This window comes from Acetobacter pasteurianus (assembly GCF_009914215.2).
Taxonomy (GTDB): Bacteria; Pseudomonadota; Alphaproteobacteria; order Acetobacterales; family Acetobacteraceae; genus Acetobacter; species Acetobacter pasteurianus.
The window spans coordinates 1,617,283-1,634,741 of record NZ_CP039846.2 but is presented as its reverse complement, the minus strand read 5'-3'; the positions used below and the strand labels follow the sequence as shown (position 1 = coordinate 1,634,741).

At 47.9% G+C, this 17,459-nt stretch carries 15 protein-coding genes and 1 riboswitch; of the genes, 10 read left to right on the top strand and 5 right to left on the bottom strand.

The features are described from left to right. Positions 1 to 151 precede the first annotated feature (151 nt). Genes FCN51_RS21085 through FCN51_RS21070 form a run of 4 tightly spaced genes read right to left on the bottom strand, consistent with a single transcriptional unit; the run spans position 152 to position 4,506 of the window. The gene (locus FCN51_RS21085) at positions 152 to 835 is read right to left on the bottom strand and encodes a Fe2+-dependent dioxygenase (protein WP_160256778.1); all 684 of its coding nucleotides are present in this window, start codon (positions 833 to 835) and stop codon (positions 152 to 154) included. Positions 836 to 850: 15 nt separating this feature from the next. Then, entirely contained in the window at positions 851 to 1,390 is a 540-nt protein-coding gene (locus FCN51_RS21080) for a hypothetical protein (protein WP_160256777.1), read from the bottom strand. Between the two features lie 42 nt (positions 1,391 to 1,432). Next, positions 1,433 to 2,149 carry a tetratricopeptide repeat protein gene (locus FCN51_RS21075; RefSeq protein WP_201762558.1) on the bottom strand — a complete coding sequence of 239 codons (717 nt, stop codon included), beginning with the start codon at positions 2,147 to 2,149 and terminating at the stop codon, positions 1,433 to 1,435. A gap of 47 nt (positions 2,150 to 2,196) precedes the next feature. Then, positions 2,197 to 4,506, bottom strand: a complete 2,310-nt coding sequence (locus FCN51_RS21070) for a TonB-dependent receptor (RefSeq protein ID WP_160256775.1) — start codon at positions 4,504 to 4,506, stop codon at positions 2,197 to 2,199. Between the two features lie 452 nt (positions 4,507 to 4,958). Here FCN51_RS21070 and exbB point away from each other — a divergent pair, with 452 nt between their 5' ends. The 3 genes from exbB to FCN51_RS21055 are packed head-to-tail and all read left to right on the top strand — an operon-like array spanning position 4,959 to position 7,047. Beyond that, a complete protein-coding gene (gene exbB, locus FCN51_RS21065; RefSeq protein ID WP_201762557.1) occupies positions 4,959 to 5,735 on the top strand; it encodes a tonB-system energizer ExbB in 777 nt (258 codons plus the stop codon). A 5-nt stretch (positions 5,736 to 5,740) separates the two neighbouring features. After that, a complete protein-coding gene (gene exbD, locus FCN51_RS21060; RefSeq protein WP_003623670.1) occupies positions 5,741 to 6,190 on the top strand; it encodes a TonB system transport protein ExbD in 450 nt (149 codons plus the stop codon). Continuing rightward, positions 6,187 to 7,047, top strand: coding sequence for an energy transducer TonB family protein (locus FCN51_RS21055; RefSeq protein WP_160256773.1), 861 nt, complete (start codon positions 6,187 to 6,189; stop codon positions 7,045 to 7,047). Before exbD ends, FCN51_RS21055 begins: the two co-directional genes overlap by 4 nt. A 54-nt stretch (positions 7,048 to 7,101) precedes the next feature. Here the strand turns inward: FCN51_RS21055 and FCN51_RS21050 are convergent, their stop codons facing one another. Beyond that, positions 7,102 to 8,043, bottom strand: a complete 942-nt coding sequence (locus FCN51_RS21050; RefSeq protein ID WP_124306510.1) for a LysR family transcriptional regulator — start codon at positions 8,041 to 8,043, stop codon at positions 7,102 to 7,104. Positions 8,044 to 8,136: 93 nt separating this feature from the next. On the opposite strand from FCN51_RS21050, the gene FCN51_RS21045 reads away from it, so the two are divergent. From FCN51_RS21045 to FCN51_RS21015, 7 genes are all read left to right on the top strand, one after another. Then, positions 8,137 to 9,192: an aromatic ring-hydroxylating dioxygenase subunit alpha gene (locus FCN51_RS21045; protein WP_014457383.1), complete on the top strand. Its 1,056-nt coding sequence runs from the start codon at positions 8,137 to 8,139 to the stop codon at positions 9,190 to 9,192. Positions 9,193 to 9,560: 368 nt separating this feature from the next. After that, positions 9,561 to 10,865, top strand: coding sequence for a C4-dicarboxylate transporter DctA (gene dctA / locus FCN51_RS21040; protein ID WP_160256772.1), 1,305 nt, complete (start codon positions 9,561 to 9,563; stop codon positions 10,863 to 10,865). Between the two features lie 362 nt (positions 10,866 to 11,227). Further along, on the top strand, positions 11,228 to 12,820 hold the full coding sequence (locus tag FCN51_RS21035; protein ID WP_160256771.1) for a carbohydrate porin: 1,593 nt from the start codon (positions 11,228 to 11,230) through the stop codon (positions 12,818 to 12,820). A gap of 77 nt (positions 12,821 to 12,897) precedes the next feature. Beyond that, a riboswitch (cobalamin riboswitch) is annotated at positions 12,898 to 13,136 on the top strand. 42 nt (positions 13,137 to 13,178) lie between these two features. Next, entirely contained in the window at positions 13,179 to 13,643 is a 465-nt protein-coding gene (locus tag FCN51_RS21030; protein ID WP_160256770.1) for a DUF2147 domain-containing protein, read from the top strand. Positions 13,644 to 13,755: 112 nt separating this feature from the next. Then, positions 13,756 to 14,430, top strand: coding sequence for a sorbitol dehydrogenase family protein (locus tag FCN51_RS21025; protein WP_160256769.1), 675 nt, complete (start codon positions 13,756 to 13,758; stop codon positions 14,428 to 14,430). 21 nt (positions 14,431 to 14,451) lie between these two features. After that, on the top strand, positions 14,452 to 16,089 hold the full coding sequence (locus FCN51_RS21020) for a GMC family oxidoreductase (RefSeq protein ID WP_003623652.1): 1,638 nt from the start codon (positions 14,452 to 14,454) through the stop codon (positions 16,087 to 16,089). Further along, a complete protein-coding gene (locus tag FCN51_RS21015) occupies positions 16,082 to 17,401 on the top strand; it encodes a c-type cytochrome (RefSeq protein WP_160256768.1) in 1,320 nt (439 codons plus the stop codon). The genes FCN51_RS21020 and FCN51_RS21015 overlap by 8 nt, the downstream gene beginning before the upstream one ends. Positions 17,402 to 17,459 lie beyond the last annotated feature (58 nt).

The window sequence follows — 17,459 nt, the reverse complement described above, 5'->3', positions numbered from 1 at the left end:
TTAAATATAAATTGATATATTATCGATCATACCGGACGTAAAAAATAATTCCTAGAATGGAATTTCATAACTACGTCCGGATTTGAAATATTACAGATCTACATTCAAATAATATAATGAAAATCCCATATTATACTGTTAATTCAAAAATCTAAAGCACAGCCCATTGCCGTAACAAGTTATGATATGTAGACGTCAAACCAAGAACAGCGGCGTGATCATCCGGTAGCTGCTTCCTGATATCCATAATTGATTGGTCAAATTGGTATAAAAGCGTGCGCTGTGTATCGTCCGCCACCATGGATTGAGACCAGAAAAAAGAAGCCCAACGACTACCACGTGTTACCTTTGCCACACTATGCAAACTGGTAGAGGGATAGATAACCATATCCCCTGCGGGGCAGCGGATTTTTTGATTGCCATACGTATCCTGTATAACAAGTTCGCCACCGTCATACTCTTCCAGATCACTTAAAAATAATGTGGAGGAAACATCTGTACGAATACGAAAACCTGTTCCTGGCAAATGACGAATGGCATTATCCACATGGGTATGAAAACACATTCCCACATCATACCGGTTAAACAATGGTGGAAAAACGCGTAACGGCAGCGCTGCACTGTTAAACGTCGGATTGCGCCCTAACGCTTGTAAAATAATCTCTCCCAATTCTTGGCTTTCTGTACTTTCCTGGGGGATCTGAAGATTAAACTTTGCTTTTGCAGATTGATCCCCTGCTGTAACCTTGCCGTCAACCCATTGCGATTTTTCCAGTGTTTTACGGCAATAGGAAATTTCTTCGGCAGTTAGCACATTAGGAATATGAACAAGCATAACTGTTCTTACCGTTCAGCTAGGTTTTGCGTGAGAATGTTTGCGATCATTGCCAGAATGCTGAGGCAAAATTTTCAGCAGCACATCCGAAGCAGACTGGCTTGATCGTGAAGCAATTTGCTCCAATGTTTCTGATGTAGAATGTACGGCATAACCATCTTGCGTTAAACGTGCATCTAATTCATCTGGCGAGACGTGCAGTAAAGGTGCCAAATCTGTAAGCGGAGCATGCGTTAAAACAGGGAAAACCCGAGCGGCCGGGTTACCCCCCTTATGGCCGGTTGTTAGCATAAAGGCTCCAGCCGCTACTAAAGATGCCATACACGCAACTATCATTGTTTTATTACGAAAGTAGAGCAGGAACTGAGACCAGTTACGCCACATATGCATAAAAAAGGGTAGCAATAATACCATGCTAAGCCATGTATGCATGGAATGGAACATGCCTGGCATCCAATGGAAAAACAGGGCTGTTCCAGAAACAGCTGAAACAATAAACAAACCGGTGATCAACGGAGTGGAATATTTCTTTATAACGATATTCATCGAAAACATACCCTGTTCAAACAGAAATAGTAATAAAACGTAGTGTTTATCCTAAACATTCTCACAAGAATGAAAAAAGCGTTCTTTTGCTCTTTCTACGATTTTGCAAAAGCGTGCGTCTGTCACTCCACAGAGAAATTGTTCTATGGCCAAAAAAACATCCCTAAACCCAAGATCAAGCGCTCCTTCAAGGCACTTTAAAGCCGCTTCTTTTTCTCCATACAAAAGGTGGTAACGGGCCATATTGAGATATCCCCAGCAATCTCCAGAATTTATGGCGGCTCTAAAAAAAGCAATGGATTGTCTCCGGTCAATTTCAGGAATAAGCCCATCCTCAATAATAAGACCAAGCATATTAAACGCTTTAGAAACACCATGCTGCGCAGACATAACATACAAATTATATGCCTTTTGTGGGTCTTTTTTTACGCCTTTTCCAGCCAAATAAAGATCTGCCAGATTAAACATGGCCCACCCCTCCCCCATGCTCGCAGCATGAGAAAAATACATTGCTGCAACAGATGCATTGCACGCAACGCCCCAGCCGCGCTCATACGCACGCCCAAGCATGTTTAACGCACGAGGATCTCCAGAGCGTGCTGCAACTTCAAACATGCTAAAAGCATCAGAAAATTTACCGTTATTCAGATAAATCTGCCCAAGCATGAGTTGCACATTCACTGTGGATACAGAATGACATGCTTTGTCTTCCGGGGAATCTTTATCAAGCGTATCAACACCTATAGCAGGCTTCATAATTCGCACCACAAAGACAAAGCATGCATCATAACTTTCTTATATCCTCTGATATATTATTAGAATGTCACGCCAATGTTTCCGATAAAGTACCGACCTGATGCAGGGACTGCGCGTGAACCAGAGAAAGAAGAAGCATAATTCAGCTTATTGGTGATATTGTTGGCATTAAACGACACGCGGTAATGCTTGTAATCCCAAGATAACATGCCATTCAGCAGAAACGTATTGGGGATGCGTGCCGTATTAGCCGTATCCGGGCCTGCCCAATATCCAGATGAGTATTGTACACCACCACCAATTTTTAGGGTACCCCATTCTGGGTTCAGTAGTTGCCTGGAAAGATCATACGAACTCCAGACAGACATTGTATTATGTGGCACCTGTGGAGCAGTTTTCCCGTTATCTCCGGTGCTGCTATGGGTTACACGCCCATCCATATAGGAATAGGATGCAAAAATCTGCCAATCCCGTGTAAGCTTACCATTGGCGCTCAGTTCTACGCCACGGATACGTCGGCCACTTCCAGAATCTGCAAACCCTGTTTCCATATCACCGTTTACATCATAGTAACGGGAATTGTTTTCACTGATCTGGAAGAAAGCAACTGTTGTTCCCAGCCGCTTATGTAGAAAATCTGCCTTACTACCAAATTCAAACAAATCACTCCGCTGCGGTGAAAGATTCACACCTTTTTGCGCAACATCCCCCGCTTGTGGCTTGATTGTAACCAGAGAGGATACATCAGTTCCTACTGGCTTATAGGAACGTGCAAACGTAAAGTAGAAAGAGGCATTCTTCAAAGGAGAATACATAATGCTGGCAGATGGACTCCAGCGGTCAGATTTCTGCTCTGCACGTCCCTGCGCAGCCTTGGAGCGCGCGTAATATGTGCTGCTGAAGGAATCCCAACGCCCAGTTCCAAAAAGAGAAAGCTGTCTGGTTAACTGAATACGATCAGAAAAGAACAAGCCAACATCTCTGGCATTTGCATTTCCGTAACCAGAAGATGGAAAACTAACTGACGTGCCAGAATAAGAATATTGTGGATTACGAATGGTCTGGTTATTCACCCGGTTGGTAAAACTACCGGGCCAACGGGAATCACTTGCGTAGTTTATATCTACACCAGCTTTAATATCGTGATGTACAAATCCTGTTTTAAATTGTGAGCGTCCCATCAGGATGTTTTGCACACCCCATCCTTCCTGACGGTAAGCAGCACCACCACCGGCACCATAAGGTAATGCGTAGTTACCACCAGCCAGAAAAGCTGTTGCACAAGCACCAGAACATGCCGCAGGCGTTGTAGCTGTATAATCACGATTATACATACTTAAACGCGTATCATTCGTGAGCGTAAACCAGCGTGAAATCTCGGATTTAAGAGATGATGTCAAAGAATGAATGTTGGAACGATCGAAGTCGAAATTACGTGTATAGCTGGTGTTTCGAGACAGACCATATTCCGTAATGGGACGGTAAATCCCATTCACCTGGATCATACTTACACCATAATCGGGCTTGCTATCACTGTTGAGCCACTGCCACGTTAAATGCCAGGATGTTTTGCTACGCAAACCAACGCCAAAATCTACCGCAGCACCGTACCTATTTGAAGTGATATTATTACGGTCAACAACATCCTGTTTATTGAACATTCCGTTGACACGAATGGCCATATCATCATTGATCTGATAATTGATATCACCCACACCGCGGAAGAGCGGGCCACTTCCAAAGGACTGATCATAACTGTAGCTGTTGCCAGCATGTGCATGTTTTTGGCTTTGGTTGATAACCCCACCAACGTTGCCTGCACCAAAGTATTCGCCTGATGGCCCTTTAATAACTTCAACGCTTTCCGTATTGAAAACATCTCGTGTATATGTGCCAAAATCACGCAGCCCATCAGTGTAAATATCCTGTCTGGCCTGCAAGCCGCGGATACGAAACTGGTCACCATTCAGGCCCCCAGCTCCTTCCCCCGTTGAAAGTGTAATACCCGGAACATTGCTCAGCGCCTGATCCAGCGTGAAAGCACGCTGTTGCTTCATGAGTTCCTGTGGCACAACGTTAATGGTTTGAGGAGTATCACGCACGGAAGCGGGCATACGTGAAATATTTAGTATTTTACTGTTTGTATTCCCTGCCTCATAAGATTCATTTTTAGATTCAGCATGTCCTCCCACCCTTACTGCGGAAAGTTTAATAGAGGTATCGGAAGAGGAAGGCTGAGGCGGTTGCGCCGCATCTTCTGCCTGCGCTTTGCTTTCTGTAACACCCAATCCAACAGACACCCCCAAGGCAACAGCCACACGCAGGCCCTTGCCTTGTGAACTCGGGTGAGACAACTCTGATCGACTCATTTGCCGCACTCCTGATGAACCCCAGTTTCCGGTTCACCTTAACTAAATAATAGGGACGAAACGGCTACCTGATAATCATTCTCATCTTATGAGGCAAATGATTATCAATATCATATATTATCAAATCGCATGAGGTGTGGTTTTGCCGCAACAGGTTATTGTTGACCAGAGATTACCTACAAACCAGATTCGATAAAATAAATTTTAATTTTTCAATGTGTTATCAAGACATTCCTATCTACAAACGATCTTTGACCAACCAGACCATACGGGGTTTTTGCAAAATATTAAGATATTCACACTTAGATGATAGTGATTCGCACTTGCGTATTTGTGAGTGCTTTGTTATCTGCTGCTTGAGATATGCCTCGCGTGAGAAAGCATAAGGCACCTGTTTTCCAATTACGCCATCGGTTGTTCCTTACAGGTTCTCCTGCGTATCGCTTCATTATATGTATTGCGAAAGTACTTGGTTTCTTATGGCCTCATCAGAATCATCTCTTCAGATCCCTCTTTCTTTTTCTCCATGGGAAATGTTCCTGAATGCGGGTTCTGTTGTGCAATGCGTCATGGCACTTCTCGCATTGGCCTCGCTTCTGACATGGACCATCTTTATCGCCAAATCTGTTGAGTTTTTGAGTGTTCGTAGAAAGCTGAGAACAGCAGAAAAAACTTTGGAAGAAGCTGGCACATTAGCCTTGGGTGAAAAAGGCACACGCCAAAACAGTATTGCCCACACACTGGTGATGGCAGCAGAAACTGAAAAAGCTGTTTCGCACGATATTCCCAATGACAACGAAGGCCTTAAGGAACGTATTGTTTTACACCTTGAACGTCTGGAAGCATCCGAGGGGCGTCGGCTCATGCGTGGCACAGGTCTGCTGGCCACCATTGGTGCAACATCACCTTTTATTGGGCTGTTCGGTACTGTGTGGGGGATTATGACATCCTTTACAGGTATTGCCGCCAGCAAAGCCACCAGCCTTGCTGTGGTGGCTCCGGGCATTGCGGAAGCCCTGTTGGCCACCGCGCTCGGGCTTGTAGCTGCCATTCCCGCGGTGGTCATCTATAATCATCTTGCACGACAATCTGCATCTTGCAGAGCACAAGTGGCGGATCTGACATCCCTTGTCATGCGACTGGTTTCTCGTGATCTGGGTCGAACGCATGTACTGGCAACCAGTGCTCAGATTACCCCTTTTGATATCAACCGAATGGCTGGGGAATAAGCCATATGCGCCGCATCCAGCATGCAGATGAAAATCCACACGAAGCAAGTGAGATCAATGTAACGCCATTCATTGATGTTATGTTGGTGCTTTTGGTAATCTTTATGGTTACGGCTCCCCTCACCACAGTTAACGTGCCTGTAGATCTGCCTTCATCAACAGAAAAACCGACACCACGACCAGAAAATCCTGTTTTTCTAACAGTGAAAGCTGATCACGCACTAGCCCTTGGTGAAGACAGTATATCGGCTGAAAACCTCCCCCAAGCGTTAGAAACAGCAACCAAGGGAAACAAAGATGAACGTATTTTCCTGCGTGCTGATAAAACGGTAGATTACGGAACACTCATGGGGGTGATGGATAAACTTCGCTCTGCCGGTTATCTCAAGGTTGCTCTTGTTAATTTGCAAGGACAAGAAGAGGGCTCTGCTCCAGCGGCAAAGACCGAGCCATGAACGCAACAACATATAAAAATATAGCAGGAAAAGTGCATTCAACAGCTTTTTCTGATTGGAAAATTCAACAAATACGGAAAGCCCGGCAAGAAGATACCTTCCGTTGGGGCGTATCTTTTTTAATTGTCGTAGTTGCAACGGGTGCGGCTACTTTATCTTTCCTGCACATGCCGCATACAGCTCCCGCCATACCGGAGCCTCCACCAGCAGCCATTGCCATTGATATGGCACCAGAACCTGTTGCCACTCCTTCTCCACCTACAGATGCACCTCCCGGCCCTCAGCAAACAATTTCAGAATCAGATCCTTCTCCCGTTGATCCCGCCAAACTGGAAGCCCCTCCTGCGCCAGTTCCGCATCCACCTATTCCTGTTCCCAAACCTGAAAAACTACATAAAATTGTGAAAAAGAATAAACCTACAGTAAATCTTAAAAAACCAGTTCCTGACAAAACACCACCGGCAGAAAAAACAACGGCTCCTCCCACATCCAAAGCACCACCGGCTCAAACACAAGCCGCACCTATTGAAGGGTCATCTTCCTCTCATGCTTCCCAAAGCCCCACCACATGGCAGGGAGCTTTGCTTGCTCGTTTAGAGAAATATAAACGTTACCCGGCAGAAGCCATGTCTGCTCATCAGGAAGGTACGCCAAATCTGCATTTTACCATGGACCGGAAAGGGCGTGTGCTTTCTGCCCATATTGAAAAAAGCTCAGGCCATTCATTGTTGGATAGTGAAGCTTTGGCACTGGTGCGGCGTGCTGAGCCATTGCCTAGCCCACCCGATAGTGTGGCAGGTGATTCTATTACACTCACCGTGCCCATCGAATTTTATATGGAACACGCACAGGATTAGAAATCCTGCCTAGGCCAATAATATTTTCACAGAGCATAAGGAAATATTTTTCCTTCATACCATTTTTTGACGCAAGAGCGCCCATTCTGCCTCTACGTTATCTGCAACGCGCCGTGCCACAGCAGATAAAGGCCGCGCACGATCATGCGCAAGCGCCAGTCGGAAAGGAGGAATATGCGCTCCTGCCAAAGGGGTAAAAGCCATGTCTCCATTCTGAACCTCATCCATCACGTCCAGATAACTGAGAATGGTAATACCCAAACCAGCCTTCACCAATGACTTTATCATCTGCACATTATTGGCTCCAGAAATCACATTTGGATTTACCAGAGTATCTGCTTCCAGTTTTGCAAAAACAGATGCAAGTGCCAATGGCTTTTCTGGCACAATAACAGGATATTCAGCACATACCGAAAACCGAGCAGAAGAATGTTGCGTAACTGGGTGCTTCGGAAGGCTCACTACTCCTAGCGGGAAAGAAAGCATTGAACGCACTTGCAAATCTCGCAAATCTGCAGGGTCTAACAGAAATGCCAGATCTCCCTCTCCCGCAAAAAGACGTTCTCCCAGTTCTGCATTATCGTGGATATGCATATTCAAAACAATTCCGGGGTATTGTTCTTTAAGGCGCGCAGCAATGCTGGGTAAAAATACGCGCGCCAAAGCCTCTGGCGCCAAAATATCTATGCGTCCACGGCGCATACCTTTTAGATCATCAATCTGACGGTTCAGGCTTTCAAAATCCTTCGCCCACCTGTTGGCATGTGCATAAAATAACTCGCCCACCGCAGTTAAACGCATGCCGGAAGAAAGACGCTCAAATAGTGGTGTCTCAAGCGCCTGCTCACCCAGAAGAATGTGTCTATCAATTGCCGAAGCCGCAATATGCAGGTCTTCCGACGCTTTGCGGATGGAGCCATGCCGTGCCACAGCCAAAAAATAGATCAGAAAGCGCGAAAATGGGTTCATTTGCCTGTTCTCAGTTTGAGAATGCATACTGCATGAAATAGATATATCCGATAATATACGCTTGATGAAACACTACCTCCTAAAGGAACGGGAAACCTTTCCCATTTAGGAGATGAAGCTGTGACGCCCCCAACCTGTGCCCGCCCCACCGAGAGCAGATTGCCCCGCGAGCTCAGTTTTGATGCTGATGACTGGCTTATTCTCGCCTCATACTGGCATCCCATTGCCCTTGTACGTGAACTGGAAGACAAACCTTTAGGCGTTACGTTACTTGATGCACCATTGGTTATTTATCGGGCAGGTGAAGACATTGTTGTGGCAGATGATCTGTGCCCGCACCGTGGCGTGCCACTCAGCATGGGCAAGGGTAACGGCCAGACAGTTGCCTGCGCCTATCACGGTTTCCAGTTTGGCCATCAAGGCCAGTGTGTACGTATTCCCGCCCACCCGGATAGCGCCATTCCTTCCCGACTGAATCTGCGCACTTATCCTGTGGTAGAAAGATATGGCTTGATCTGGACGTGCCTACGCCCACAGGACAATGAAGATATCTCCATTCCTTCCATGCCACATTGGGATGAAGCGGGCTTTCAACAGATCAACTGCCCATGGATAGACATTGCCGGTTTTGCTGGCAGGCAGGTTGAGGGCTTTATAGATGTTGCCCATTTTGCATTTGTTCATACAGAAACTTTTGCAGACCCAGACAACCCTGTTGTGCCAGCTTATATGCCCAAAATGACACCCTATGGGTTTGAGGCAGAATACCGCAGCAATGTAGGCAATTACCCTATTGGGCAATCAGAACGCGGACGGCCGGATTTTGAATGGCTGCGCCATTTTCGGGTGCATGTTCCCTTTACTGCCACACTGGAAATTCATTTCCCCGACAACGGGAGGCTGGTCATCATGAATGCAGCTTCTCCTGTTTCCGCAAAAAAAACACGCATGTTTGCACCCATGTGCCGCAACTTTGATACCGATCTGCCTTTGCAGGATGTTTATGATTTCAACCTGAAAGTCTTTGAAGAAGACCGTGCCTTGGTGGAAGCCCAAAAGCCTGAAAATCTGCCGCTTGACCCTTCCCTGGAAGTGCATGTGGTGGCAGACCGCAGCTCCATTGCCTATCGGCGTGCCTTACGCAACATTGGCTTAAGCCAGTTCTTCACCGCCTAAAAAGATACAATCATAACTGCCCTTCTTCCATGAAAGCGGCGCTGGTTAAACCAGCGCCGCTTTCATGTGAACAAAGAAGCAAGCTTACCTACCCTGAATTGCTAGCATTCAAAATAAAAATATGGTCAAACCCCACCTCATTACATTCATGTAATTATATCGCTGTAATCTAGGCTCTTCGCGCTGAATATTCACCTTACACACTGTTTGACCCCGGAAAACTCAAGAAAAAGAGATATACCCTCTCTTCCCAAACGATATAAACACGCGTTACCTTACGTGAGTCTGCGCGTATATTCTTGATATAACACTATATATTTCATCAGGATGCACCACAGGCACAAAAACAAGAACAGAAAGTTTTAGGCGTGCTTCCATCATCTGCTCCCCTTTCCAGTTCACACCAACGCTTCCTTTACCTTCAGGTTCTGGTGGCTGTGGGTGCAGGCATTGCCGTAGGTGCAATGTTTCCCTCTGTTGCTACGGCACTTAAACCGCTGGGAGATGGGTTTGTTAAACTTATCAAAATGGTCATTGCACCTGTTATTTTTCTAACAGTGTGTACAGGCATTGCAGGCATGGCGGACCTTAAGCAAACAGGCCGCGTAGCAGGTAAAGCCATGCTATATTTTTTGTGCTTTTCAACTTTGGCGCTGGCTATTGGCATGCTTGTGGCCAACGTTCTGCAACCCGGTGCTGGCCTACACATTAGGCCAGAAAGCCTTGATACAAGTTCTGTTACACAGTTTGTAAGTGCTGCTGCGCAACATCATTCCTTTTCAGATTTTTTGCTACAAATCATTCCCTCCACAACCGCTGGTGCGTTTACATCTGGTGAAATTTTACAGGTTCTGCTGGTTGCCATCCTGTTTGGCATCAGCCTGGCCAAAATGGGCAAAGCGGGTGAAACCGTTCTCAACCTGTTTTACAGCCTGACAGAACTTGTTTTTGGGGTTGTGCGTTTGGTGATGTATCTGGCCCCTATTGGGGCTTTTGGTGCCATGGCCTTTACCGTTGGTAAGTTTGGCCTGCATTCCATTCTGCACCTTCTCGCCTTGGTGCTGACATTTTACCTCACTGCCATTCTGTTTGTTGGCGTTGTTCTGGGGGTTGTGGCAAGATTAGCTGGCTTTAGCATTCTGCGGCTGTTGGTCTTTTTAAAAGAAGAGCTGCTGATTGTATTGGGCACCAGTTCTTCCGAATCTGCCCTGCCCGGTCTGATTGCCAAATTGGAACGGGCAGGCTGTTCCCAAGGAATTGTAGGGCTGGTTGTTCCCATGGGCTATTCCTTTAATCTGGATGGAACCAATATTTATATGACACTTGCCGCACTATTTATTGCGCAAGCAACTGATGTGCACCTTAGCTTTCAGGAGCAGCTTGCCCTGCTTCTGGTGGCTATGGTGAGTTCTAAAGGTGCTGCTGGTGTGACGGGAGCGGGCTTTATTACTCTGGCTGCAACACTTTCTGTTGTGCCCAGTGTACCTGTTGGGGGCATGGCCCTGATTCTGGGTATTGACCGTTTTATGTCTGAATGTCGTTCCCTCACCAATCTGGTTGGAAACGCTGTTGCTGCTATTGTTGTCTCACGCTGGGAGAATGCGCTGGATGATACGCAACTTCATGATGCCCTGCACGCGCAACCACAAATTACCAAAACACCTTCGACCTGATTATTATTTTCCGTGGGAAGCTCTCCTAGCTTCCTACGGATTTCTTGCATGCGTATTTTGGAACAAACCTTGTTGTAACATTGTAACTTCGTAAACTTTTTCTTGAATATTCGTTATAACAGAAAAAAATCCTTGAATCTTTCTATTCGTAATTTAGTTTCCATAATTCGTAATAATAAAAACAAAAACAAACGCGGAAACGAGAAAATGTTTGCAGAAATTATAAATCCTGTTTTTTAAAGAGAAAGTTGCCAGCCACCTTTCGCTTTAATCTCTGTATTTCTTCCCCTTGCTTCAGAAATACGCCGTTGCTTCATGCTAACCGCAGGCAATGGCCATTCTTGCGCCATGAGGATCGGGCGATGCCCTTAACTGATATCATTTCAAATTCAGAACAAAAAAGATCATGCTATCGGCAGGATTTTTTATTCATTGCCCGTTTACTCTACGCCGGAACAGTTCTTTTCACATTAGATATTGCTCTTAAAGCTTCCACTGCATACGCCCAGCAGAATGAACCCGCCAAATCTCTTGAGAAACCTGAACTATCTTCAAAACCTATTATCAACGCTGAAATACCGAAAAAACACAAGCGCCCAATAGCAGAAGAACGTCTGGAGGCTTTGTTTAATACAGAAAGTCTTTCCTATCTGTTAAACCACAACAATACAGCGTTACGTAGGCAGGATATCAGCGCAGGCTATTTTGTTGCTGAACAGGCTTTTGGCAATCTGGCCCCCGGCCTTAAACCTTGGCGCGACAGGTTAAGTGAGCACGGCTTTACCTTTGAGTTAACCTATAAAGGTGAAGGCATGGCCAATCTTGCCGGCGGCCTTTCAAAAGGTATGGATTACACGCACGAAATACGTGCCAGCATGCTGTTTGATCTGGGTAAGTTAACCGGTTGGAATCCGCTACAGGGCTGGTACCTGCATGGCATTGTGATGAACCGTGAAGGCCGGCAGGTTGGTTGGGATCATGTTGGGGAAAGAAATGTACTTCTTACAGAAGTATGGAGCATCCATGGCCCTGCAGCGGCTCGTCTGGCAGATCTGTATCTGGAAAAATCTTTCCTCAATAACCGCATCAATATCAATGTAGGGCGCATTTCACTTACGCACACATATTCTACTTCTATTTTGCTGTGTACGTTCATGACCATGTGTTCTGCGCCTATGGCTATAAGAGAACCGGCGGGTTGGAGCGTTTACCCCAAAACATCATGGGGTGGCACAGTACGCTTTCGGCCAACGCATGATCTTATCCTGCGCACTGGTATTTATCGCATCGGCCCTAAAGCACGCGATAACACAGGTTGGGCATGGGGCGATGAGCCTTATACGGGCATCCAAACGCCTATTGAATTAACGTGGGAACCATTTTTTGGCAGGCGCAAGCTTCCCGGTCATTACAAAATCGGCTTTGGCCACGATACGTCACCTTACCCTGACATGGTTGGCACCATTCCCGCCGCTTTTGCGGGATCGGTGCATCCACATAAACTCAAACCGCGTGATACATTTTATATAGAGGCAGATCAGATGGTATATCGCAGCCATGGCGAACACCAAATGGCTGGTGGATATGTATTGGCCGGGTTCATTCATAACACGCCAAGTAACTCTACATTCTCAAACGAATTTTATGCTGGAGCTTCCCTTCTGGGCATTATCCCTCACCGGCCATTGGATCGTCTGGGCGTAATGTATTCCTATTACCAGCTCAGCCCCCGTTTGGCCTACGGGCAACGCATGCAGGAAGCCGCTGGCGTTCCGCTTGGCCCTTATATCAATGGACCACAAACGCATTCCGCGATTCTGGAAGCGTATTACGGCATTCCCGTCACACCGGGCCTGGTTGTGACACCGGAGTTTGAATATATGATGCGCCCCGGAGAAACCTCGGTTATTCCCAATGCGATTCTGGCAGGGCTTAAAGTTATTGCTGCCCTGTAAGGCAAAGCGAGGCGCAAAAACATCTCACCTGCACTGCTTTTCCCATACTGGCACCAAGCCCTCTTATTGCTAGAATACACGCTTGAACAGATGGATGGTGCTGCGCAAGCAGCTTGAAAGGGAATGCCGTGCACGGGTTTCTGCCTCATATTGAAGCAGAAACTTATAGTCGGCAGCTGCTCCCGCAACTGTAAGGGGAGGTTGGACCTGCTGCCGGTTGCGGCTAGCCACTGGCCAGTAAAGCGGCTGGGAAGGCAAAAGGTCTGATAACACCATATTCCCAAGCCAGGAGACCTGCCTCCATCAGGCACATCACACCGGGCGGGATGAACCGATAGCGGCAGGACAAGGCAGTAAAATGTACAAACATGCCTTTAGCTCATTTATAACAGCACTGCTTTTTGCATGGGGCAGCATACCTTCTCATGCTTATGCACAAAGCGCCTCTACACCAACTATAACAGGACAATGGATTACAGAAGACGGCAAAGGCGTGTTCGATATCCATACATGTGGCGATAAGATGTGCGGGAATCTTGTCGGGTTAAACCTAACACAGGATGAAGAGGCTTCTGGCCGCAGAAAAACAGAATGTAACCTTCAAATGCTCAAAGGCTTCCACCCCATGGAAGGCCGGCATGACCATTGGAAAGGCCATATTTTTGACCCTCAAAGCAAAAATACTTACGATGCCATTATATGGGTGGCGGAAGACGGCTCCCTGAAACTGCATGGTTTTTTAGGTTTGGAACTCTTTGGCAGAACAGATACGTGGCAGCCGTTTCATGGCCATATAGGCAATAACTGCCGCATTAACTCTTGAGCATACCTGCCTCAACAGGCCATGAAATAGGTATTATGCCGTTATAACAGGTTGCAAGCTCAGGCCTTCTCTATAAAACCATTCAGAATTTGGAATTCAATATTTCTCCGCAATGTTTCATTCCAACAGAGCGGAGCCCGGCTTTGTAGGGAGAACCCGAAGAATGAGACAAACGCACAAGGGGCAGCCTGTAGCGGAATGGTGTGCATCCCCTAACGCCATGCGCCTGAACAAGCTTTTACGCATGTCCCGGCGAGATGTGCTTTTAGGCGGCATTGGTCTTTCTGTTGCAAGCACAACGGGGGCAGCCCTTGCTGCGGATACCTCTCCTGCCACCCCAAACAATGAAGACCTGTCCGGTTTTATGCAGGTATCCCAGCGCCTGACAGATAGAGATACGCTGAACCCCCAGATTGGTGCTGCTCTGTATGCCAACATCGTGCATGCCAATGCAGATCGGCAAGATAAACTCAATGCCCTGCATGCCCTGCTGGAGCGGGAAAAATTTACAACAGCATCAGCTTTTGCTCATGCTGCGGAAAAATCTGATCCAAAGCTTAAAGATGTCATCCACGAAATTCTAACCGGCTGGTACCGGGGCATTGCGGATGGCCAGGTGGTTGTTTACCGCTCTGCCCTGATGTTCGACATCACCAAGGATGCCGTTTACCCCAAAACCTACGCAACGGGCGGCCCATTCTACTGGACAAGTAAGCCACCAGAAGTTGCACGCCCCAAAGGGCACCCTGCACTTTCTGCTTCCGCCCTTGTTATCGAACCGACCTGATCTTACCGGATACCCCGCCTTATGCCCTCCGAAGAAAATCTTTCAGCCGACGTTGTGATCGTAGGATCAGGCGTTGCAGGTAGTTCTATTGCTAATGAACTGGCGCGTGCCGGTATTTCCGTCATTGTGCTAGAAGCTGGCCCGCGCGTTGACCGCCAGCATTTTGTAGAAAACTTCCGCAATCTGGAAAACAAGCCTTCCTATCAGGGGCCATTTCCGGCTGTCCCTTGGGCACGGCATCCGCCTGATCAGCAAACCCCGAACGATTACCTACACACCACCGGCCCGAATGCCGAAGCCTATCAACAGGTTTACCTGCGCATGATGGGTGGCACTACATGGCACTGGGCTGGTTGTGCCTGGCGCTACCTGCCATCAGACTTTGAACTGAAAACACGTTACGGTCAGGGTCGCGATTGGGCTTTGACATATGATGATCTGGAACCCTTTTACTATCAGGCAGAAGTCATGATGGGGGTTTGCGGGCCAGATCCTGCGGTGGAAGACCTTGGCTCCCCCCGCAAGCAGCCTTATCCTATGGATGCACTGCCCATTTCCTACGCTGCGCAGCAGTTCCGCAAGCTGATTCAGGAAAAAACACCGTGGCGCGTGGTGCACGAACCACAGGCGCGCAACACGCGCCCGTATGATAGTCGCCCAACGTGTGAAGGGCATAATAACTGCATGCCAATCTGCCCTATTGGGGCCATGTATAACGGCAGCTATTCCGTTTACCATGCAGAAGCCGCCGGGGCTAAGTTTATCCCCAATGCTGTGGTGTATAAGATTGAGCGAGACAGCGCGAACAAGCGCGTAACCGCCGTGCATTACTTTGACCCGGACAAAGGATCTCACCGCGTTACGGGCAAGTACTTTGTTATTGCCGCGCACTGCATTGAAACAGCCAAACTACTGCTGCTTTCTGCCGATGAACAAAGTCCCGATGGCGTTGCCAACAGTTCCGGCCATGTCGGCCGCAACATGATGGACCATACAGGTGTGCAGGTAACCTTCATTAGTGGTGACCAAGCCCTGTGGCCGGGCCGTGGACCGTTAGAAACGAACGTGATTGACAATTTCCGTGATGGAAACTGGCGTACGGATCGTGGTGCCTACCTTGTGCATATGGTGGATGATAACCAAGTGGATCTGGCCACGCAGTTGGCAATTTCCAAAGGTTACGTTGGCCGGGAACTGGAAGAACAGATCCGCTATCTGGCTTCGCACACAGTGCGCCTGTTCAGCCATAACGAAGCCCTGCCAGACCCCAATAACCGCCTCACACTCAGCAAGGATCATAAGGATATTCTGGGGATCCCGCACCCGGAAGTGTACTACAAACTGCCCGAATATACCGTGCGCAGTTGTGAACATACACGCTATGTTTTCCGTGACCTTATCAAGCTGATGCATGGCACAGATGAACAGTGGACCCCAGGCTACTTCCCGCAGGATCATCCCGCAGGCAGCACCATTATGGGCACGGACCCCAAGGATTCCGTAGTGGATGGCCATTGCCGGACGCATGACCACGACAACCTGTTTATTGCCAGTTCCTCGGTTTTCTCAACCGTTGGCACCGGCAACATCACCCTGACTGTAGCCGCCTTGGCGCTACGTGTTGCCGATACGCTGAAAAAAGAACTTGCTCATGCCTGATTTTTCCAAAACCTTGCGCGTCCTTCTTTCAGCAAGCACGGTAATTGGTGTCTGTGCCCTGAGCCAGACACCTGTGCATGCAGAAGATGCAGTTCCAGATCAGGCAGTGTTGGATCGTGGTGCCTATATTGCCACTGCGTCAGATTGTATTGCCTGCCACACCAAACCCGGTTCGCAGCCTTTTGCTGGTGGCCTGAAAATTGCAACACCTATGGGTGATGTGATTTCCACCAACATTACGCCAGACCCAGACCACGGCATTGGCAAATACACAGAGCAGGACTTTGAGCAGGCTGTCCGCCACGGTGTGCGCAAAGATGGTGCTTACCTGTACCCTGTTATGCCTTATGTTTCTTACGCAGGTATGACGGACCAGGATGTGCATGCACTTTATGTGTGGTTCATGCACAGCGTAAAACCGGTAGCCAGCGCCCCAGCAGAAACAACACTGGTGTTCCCTGCCAATATGCGTAGCGCAATGGCAGCATGGAACTTTGTAACCACCAAGGAAGAACCCGAAAGCGGGGATTCCAGCACATATGATCCGCTACGCCGGGGTAAGTATCTTACCAATGCGCTAGAACATTGCGGCACCTGCCATACACCCCGTAACTTCATGCTAAGTGAAAAGCAGGACAGATATCTGGCTGGCACTTCGCTGGATGGATGGTACGCTCCCAACATCACCTCCAGCAAAACCGGCGGTATTGGCAACTGGAGCGAAGACGATATTGTTGCCTACCTGAAAACCGGCCACGCCAATGGCCACGCGCAGGCAGCAGGCCCTATGGCAGAAGCCGTGGAACATAGCACCAGCCATCTGACAGATCAGGACCTGCACGCCATAGCCACTTATATTCATCAAGTGCCTGCTATGGATGATGATATGGAACATCAGGCACGAGATAGCTTTGGCCAAGCCACCGAAGCGTTGGACATCCGCCAAAGCGCCCTTACCCGGATTGATGATCTGACCGAGATGGACGGGCAACATGCGTATGATGCCAACTGCGCAGCCTGCCACGGCCAGACTGGTATGGGCACAAAGGACCAATACGCACCTTCATTGTTCCACAACTCCACTGTTGGCAGTGCACGGCCAGACAACCTTATCATGACCATTCTGCACGGGGTACAGCGTAAAACCGAAGCAGGCGATGTATCCATGCCTGACTTTAGTGGGCATTCAGACGTGCAGCGTTTGAGCGATGCTGAAATTGCCAAGATCGTGAATTATGTGATGGCAACCTTTGGTAGTGGAGACCCACACGTAACAGCAGATCAGGTTGCGCAGTTCCATAAAGACAAATAACAGCCACCCACATACAAGGTGGTTGAACCACACAACAAAAAGGGCGGAGGGATTTAAA

Excerpts from the sequence above, each read along its gene's own strand:
- FCN51_RS21015 (WP_160256768.1), top strand. The coding sequence starts at position 16,082 with ATGCCTGATTTTTCCAAAACCTTGCGCGTCCTTCTTTCAGCAAGCACG.
- FCN51_RS21080 (WP_160256777.1), bottom strand. The coding sequence starts at position 1,390 with ATGTTTTCGATGAATATCGTTATAAAGAAATATTCCACTCCGTTGATC.
- exbD (WP_003623670.1), top strand. The coding sequence starts at position 5,741 with ATGCGCCGCATCCAGCATGCAGATGAAAATCCACACGAAGCAAGTGAG.
- FCN51_RS21055 (WP_160256773.1), top strand. The coding sequence starts at position 6,187 with ATGAACGCAACAACATATAAAAATATAGCAGGAAAAGTGCATTCAACA.
- FCN51_RS21085 (WP_160256778.1), bottom strand. The coding sequence starts at position 835 with ATGCTTGTTCATATTCCTAATGTGCTAACTGCCGAAGAAATTTCCTAT.
- FCN51_RS21050 (WP_124306510.1), bottom strand. The coding sequence starts at position 8,043 with ATGCATTCTCAAACTGAGAACAGGCAAATGAACCCATTTTCGCGCTTT.
- FCN51_RS21070 (WP_160256775.1), bottom strand. The coding sequence starts at position 4,506 with ATGAGTCGATCAGAGTTGTCTCACCCGAGTTCACAAGGCAAGGGCCTG.
- FCN51_RS21030 (WP_160256770.1), top strand. The coding sequence starts at position 13,179 with ATGTACAAACATGCCTTTAGCTCATTTATAACAGCACTGCTTTTTGCA.
- FCN51_RS21035 (WP_160256771.1), top strand. The coding sequence starts at position 11,228 with ATGCCCTTAACTGATATCATTTCAAATTCAGAACAAAAAAGATCATGC.
- exbB (WP_201762557.1), top strand. The coding sequence starts at position 4,959 with ATGTATTGCGAAAGTACTTGGTTTCTTATGGCCTCATCAGAATCATCT.
- FCN51_RS21020 (WP_003623652.1), top strand. The coding sequence starts at position 14,452 with ATGCCCTCCGAAGAAAATCTTTCAGCCGACGTTGTGATCGTAGGATCA.
- FCN51_RS21025 (WP_160256769.1), top strand. The coding sequence starts at position 13,756 with ATGTTTCATTCCAACAGAGCGGAGCCCGGCTTTGTAGGGAGAACCCGA.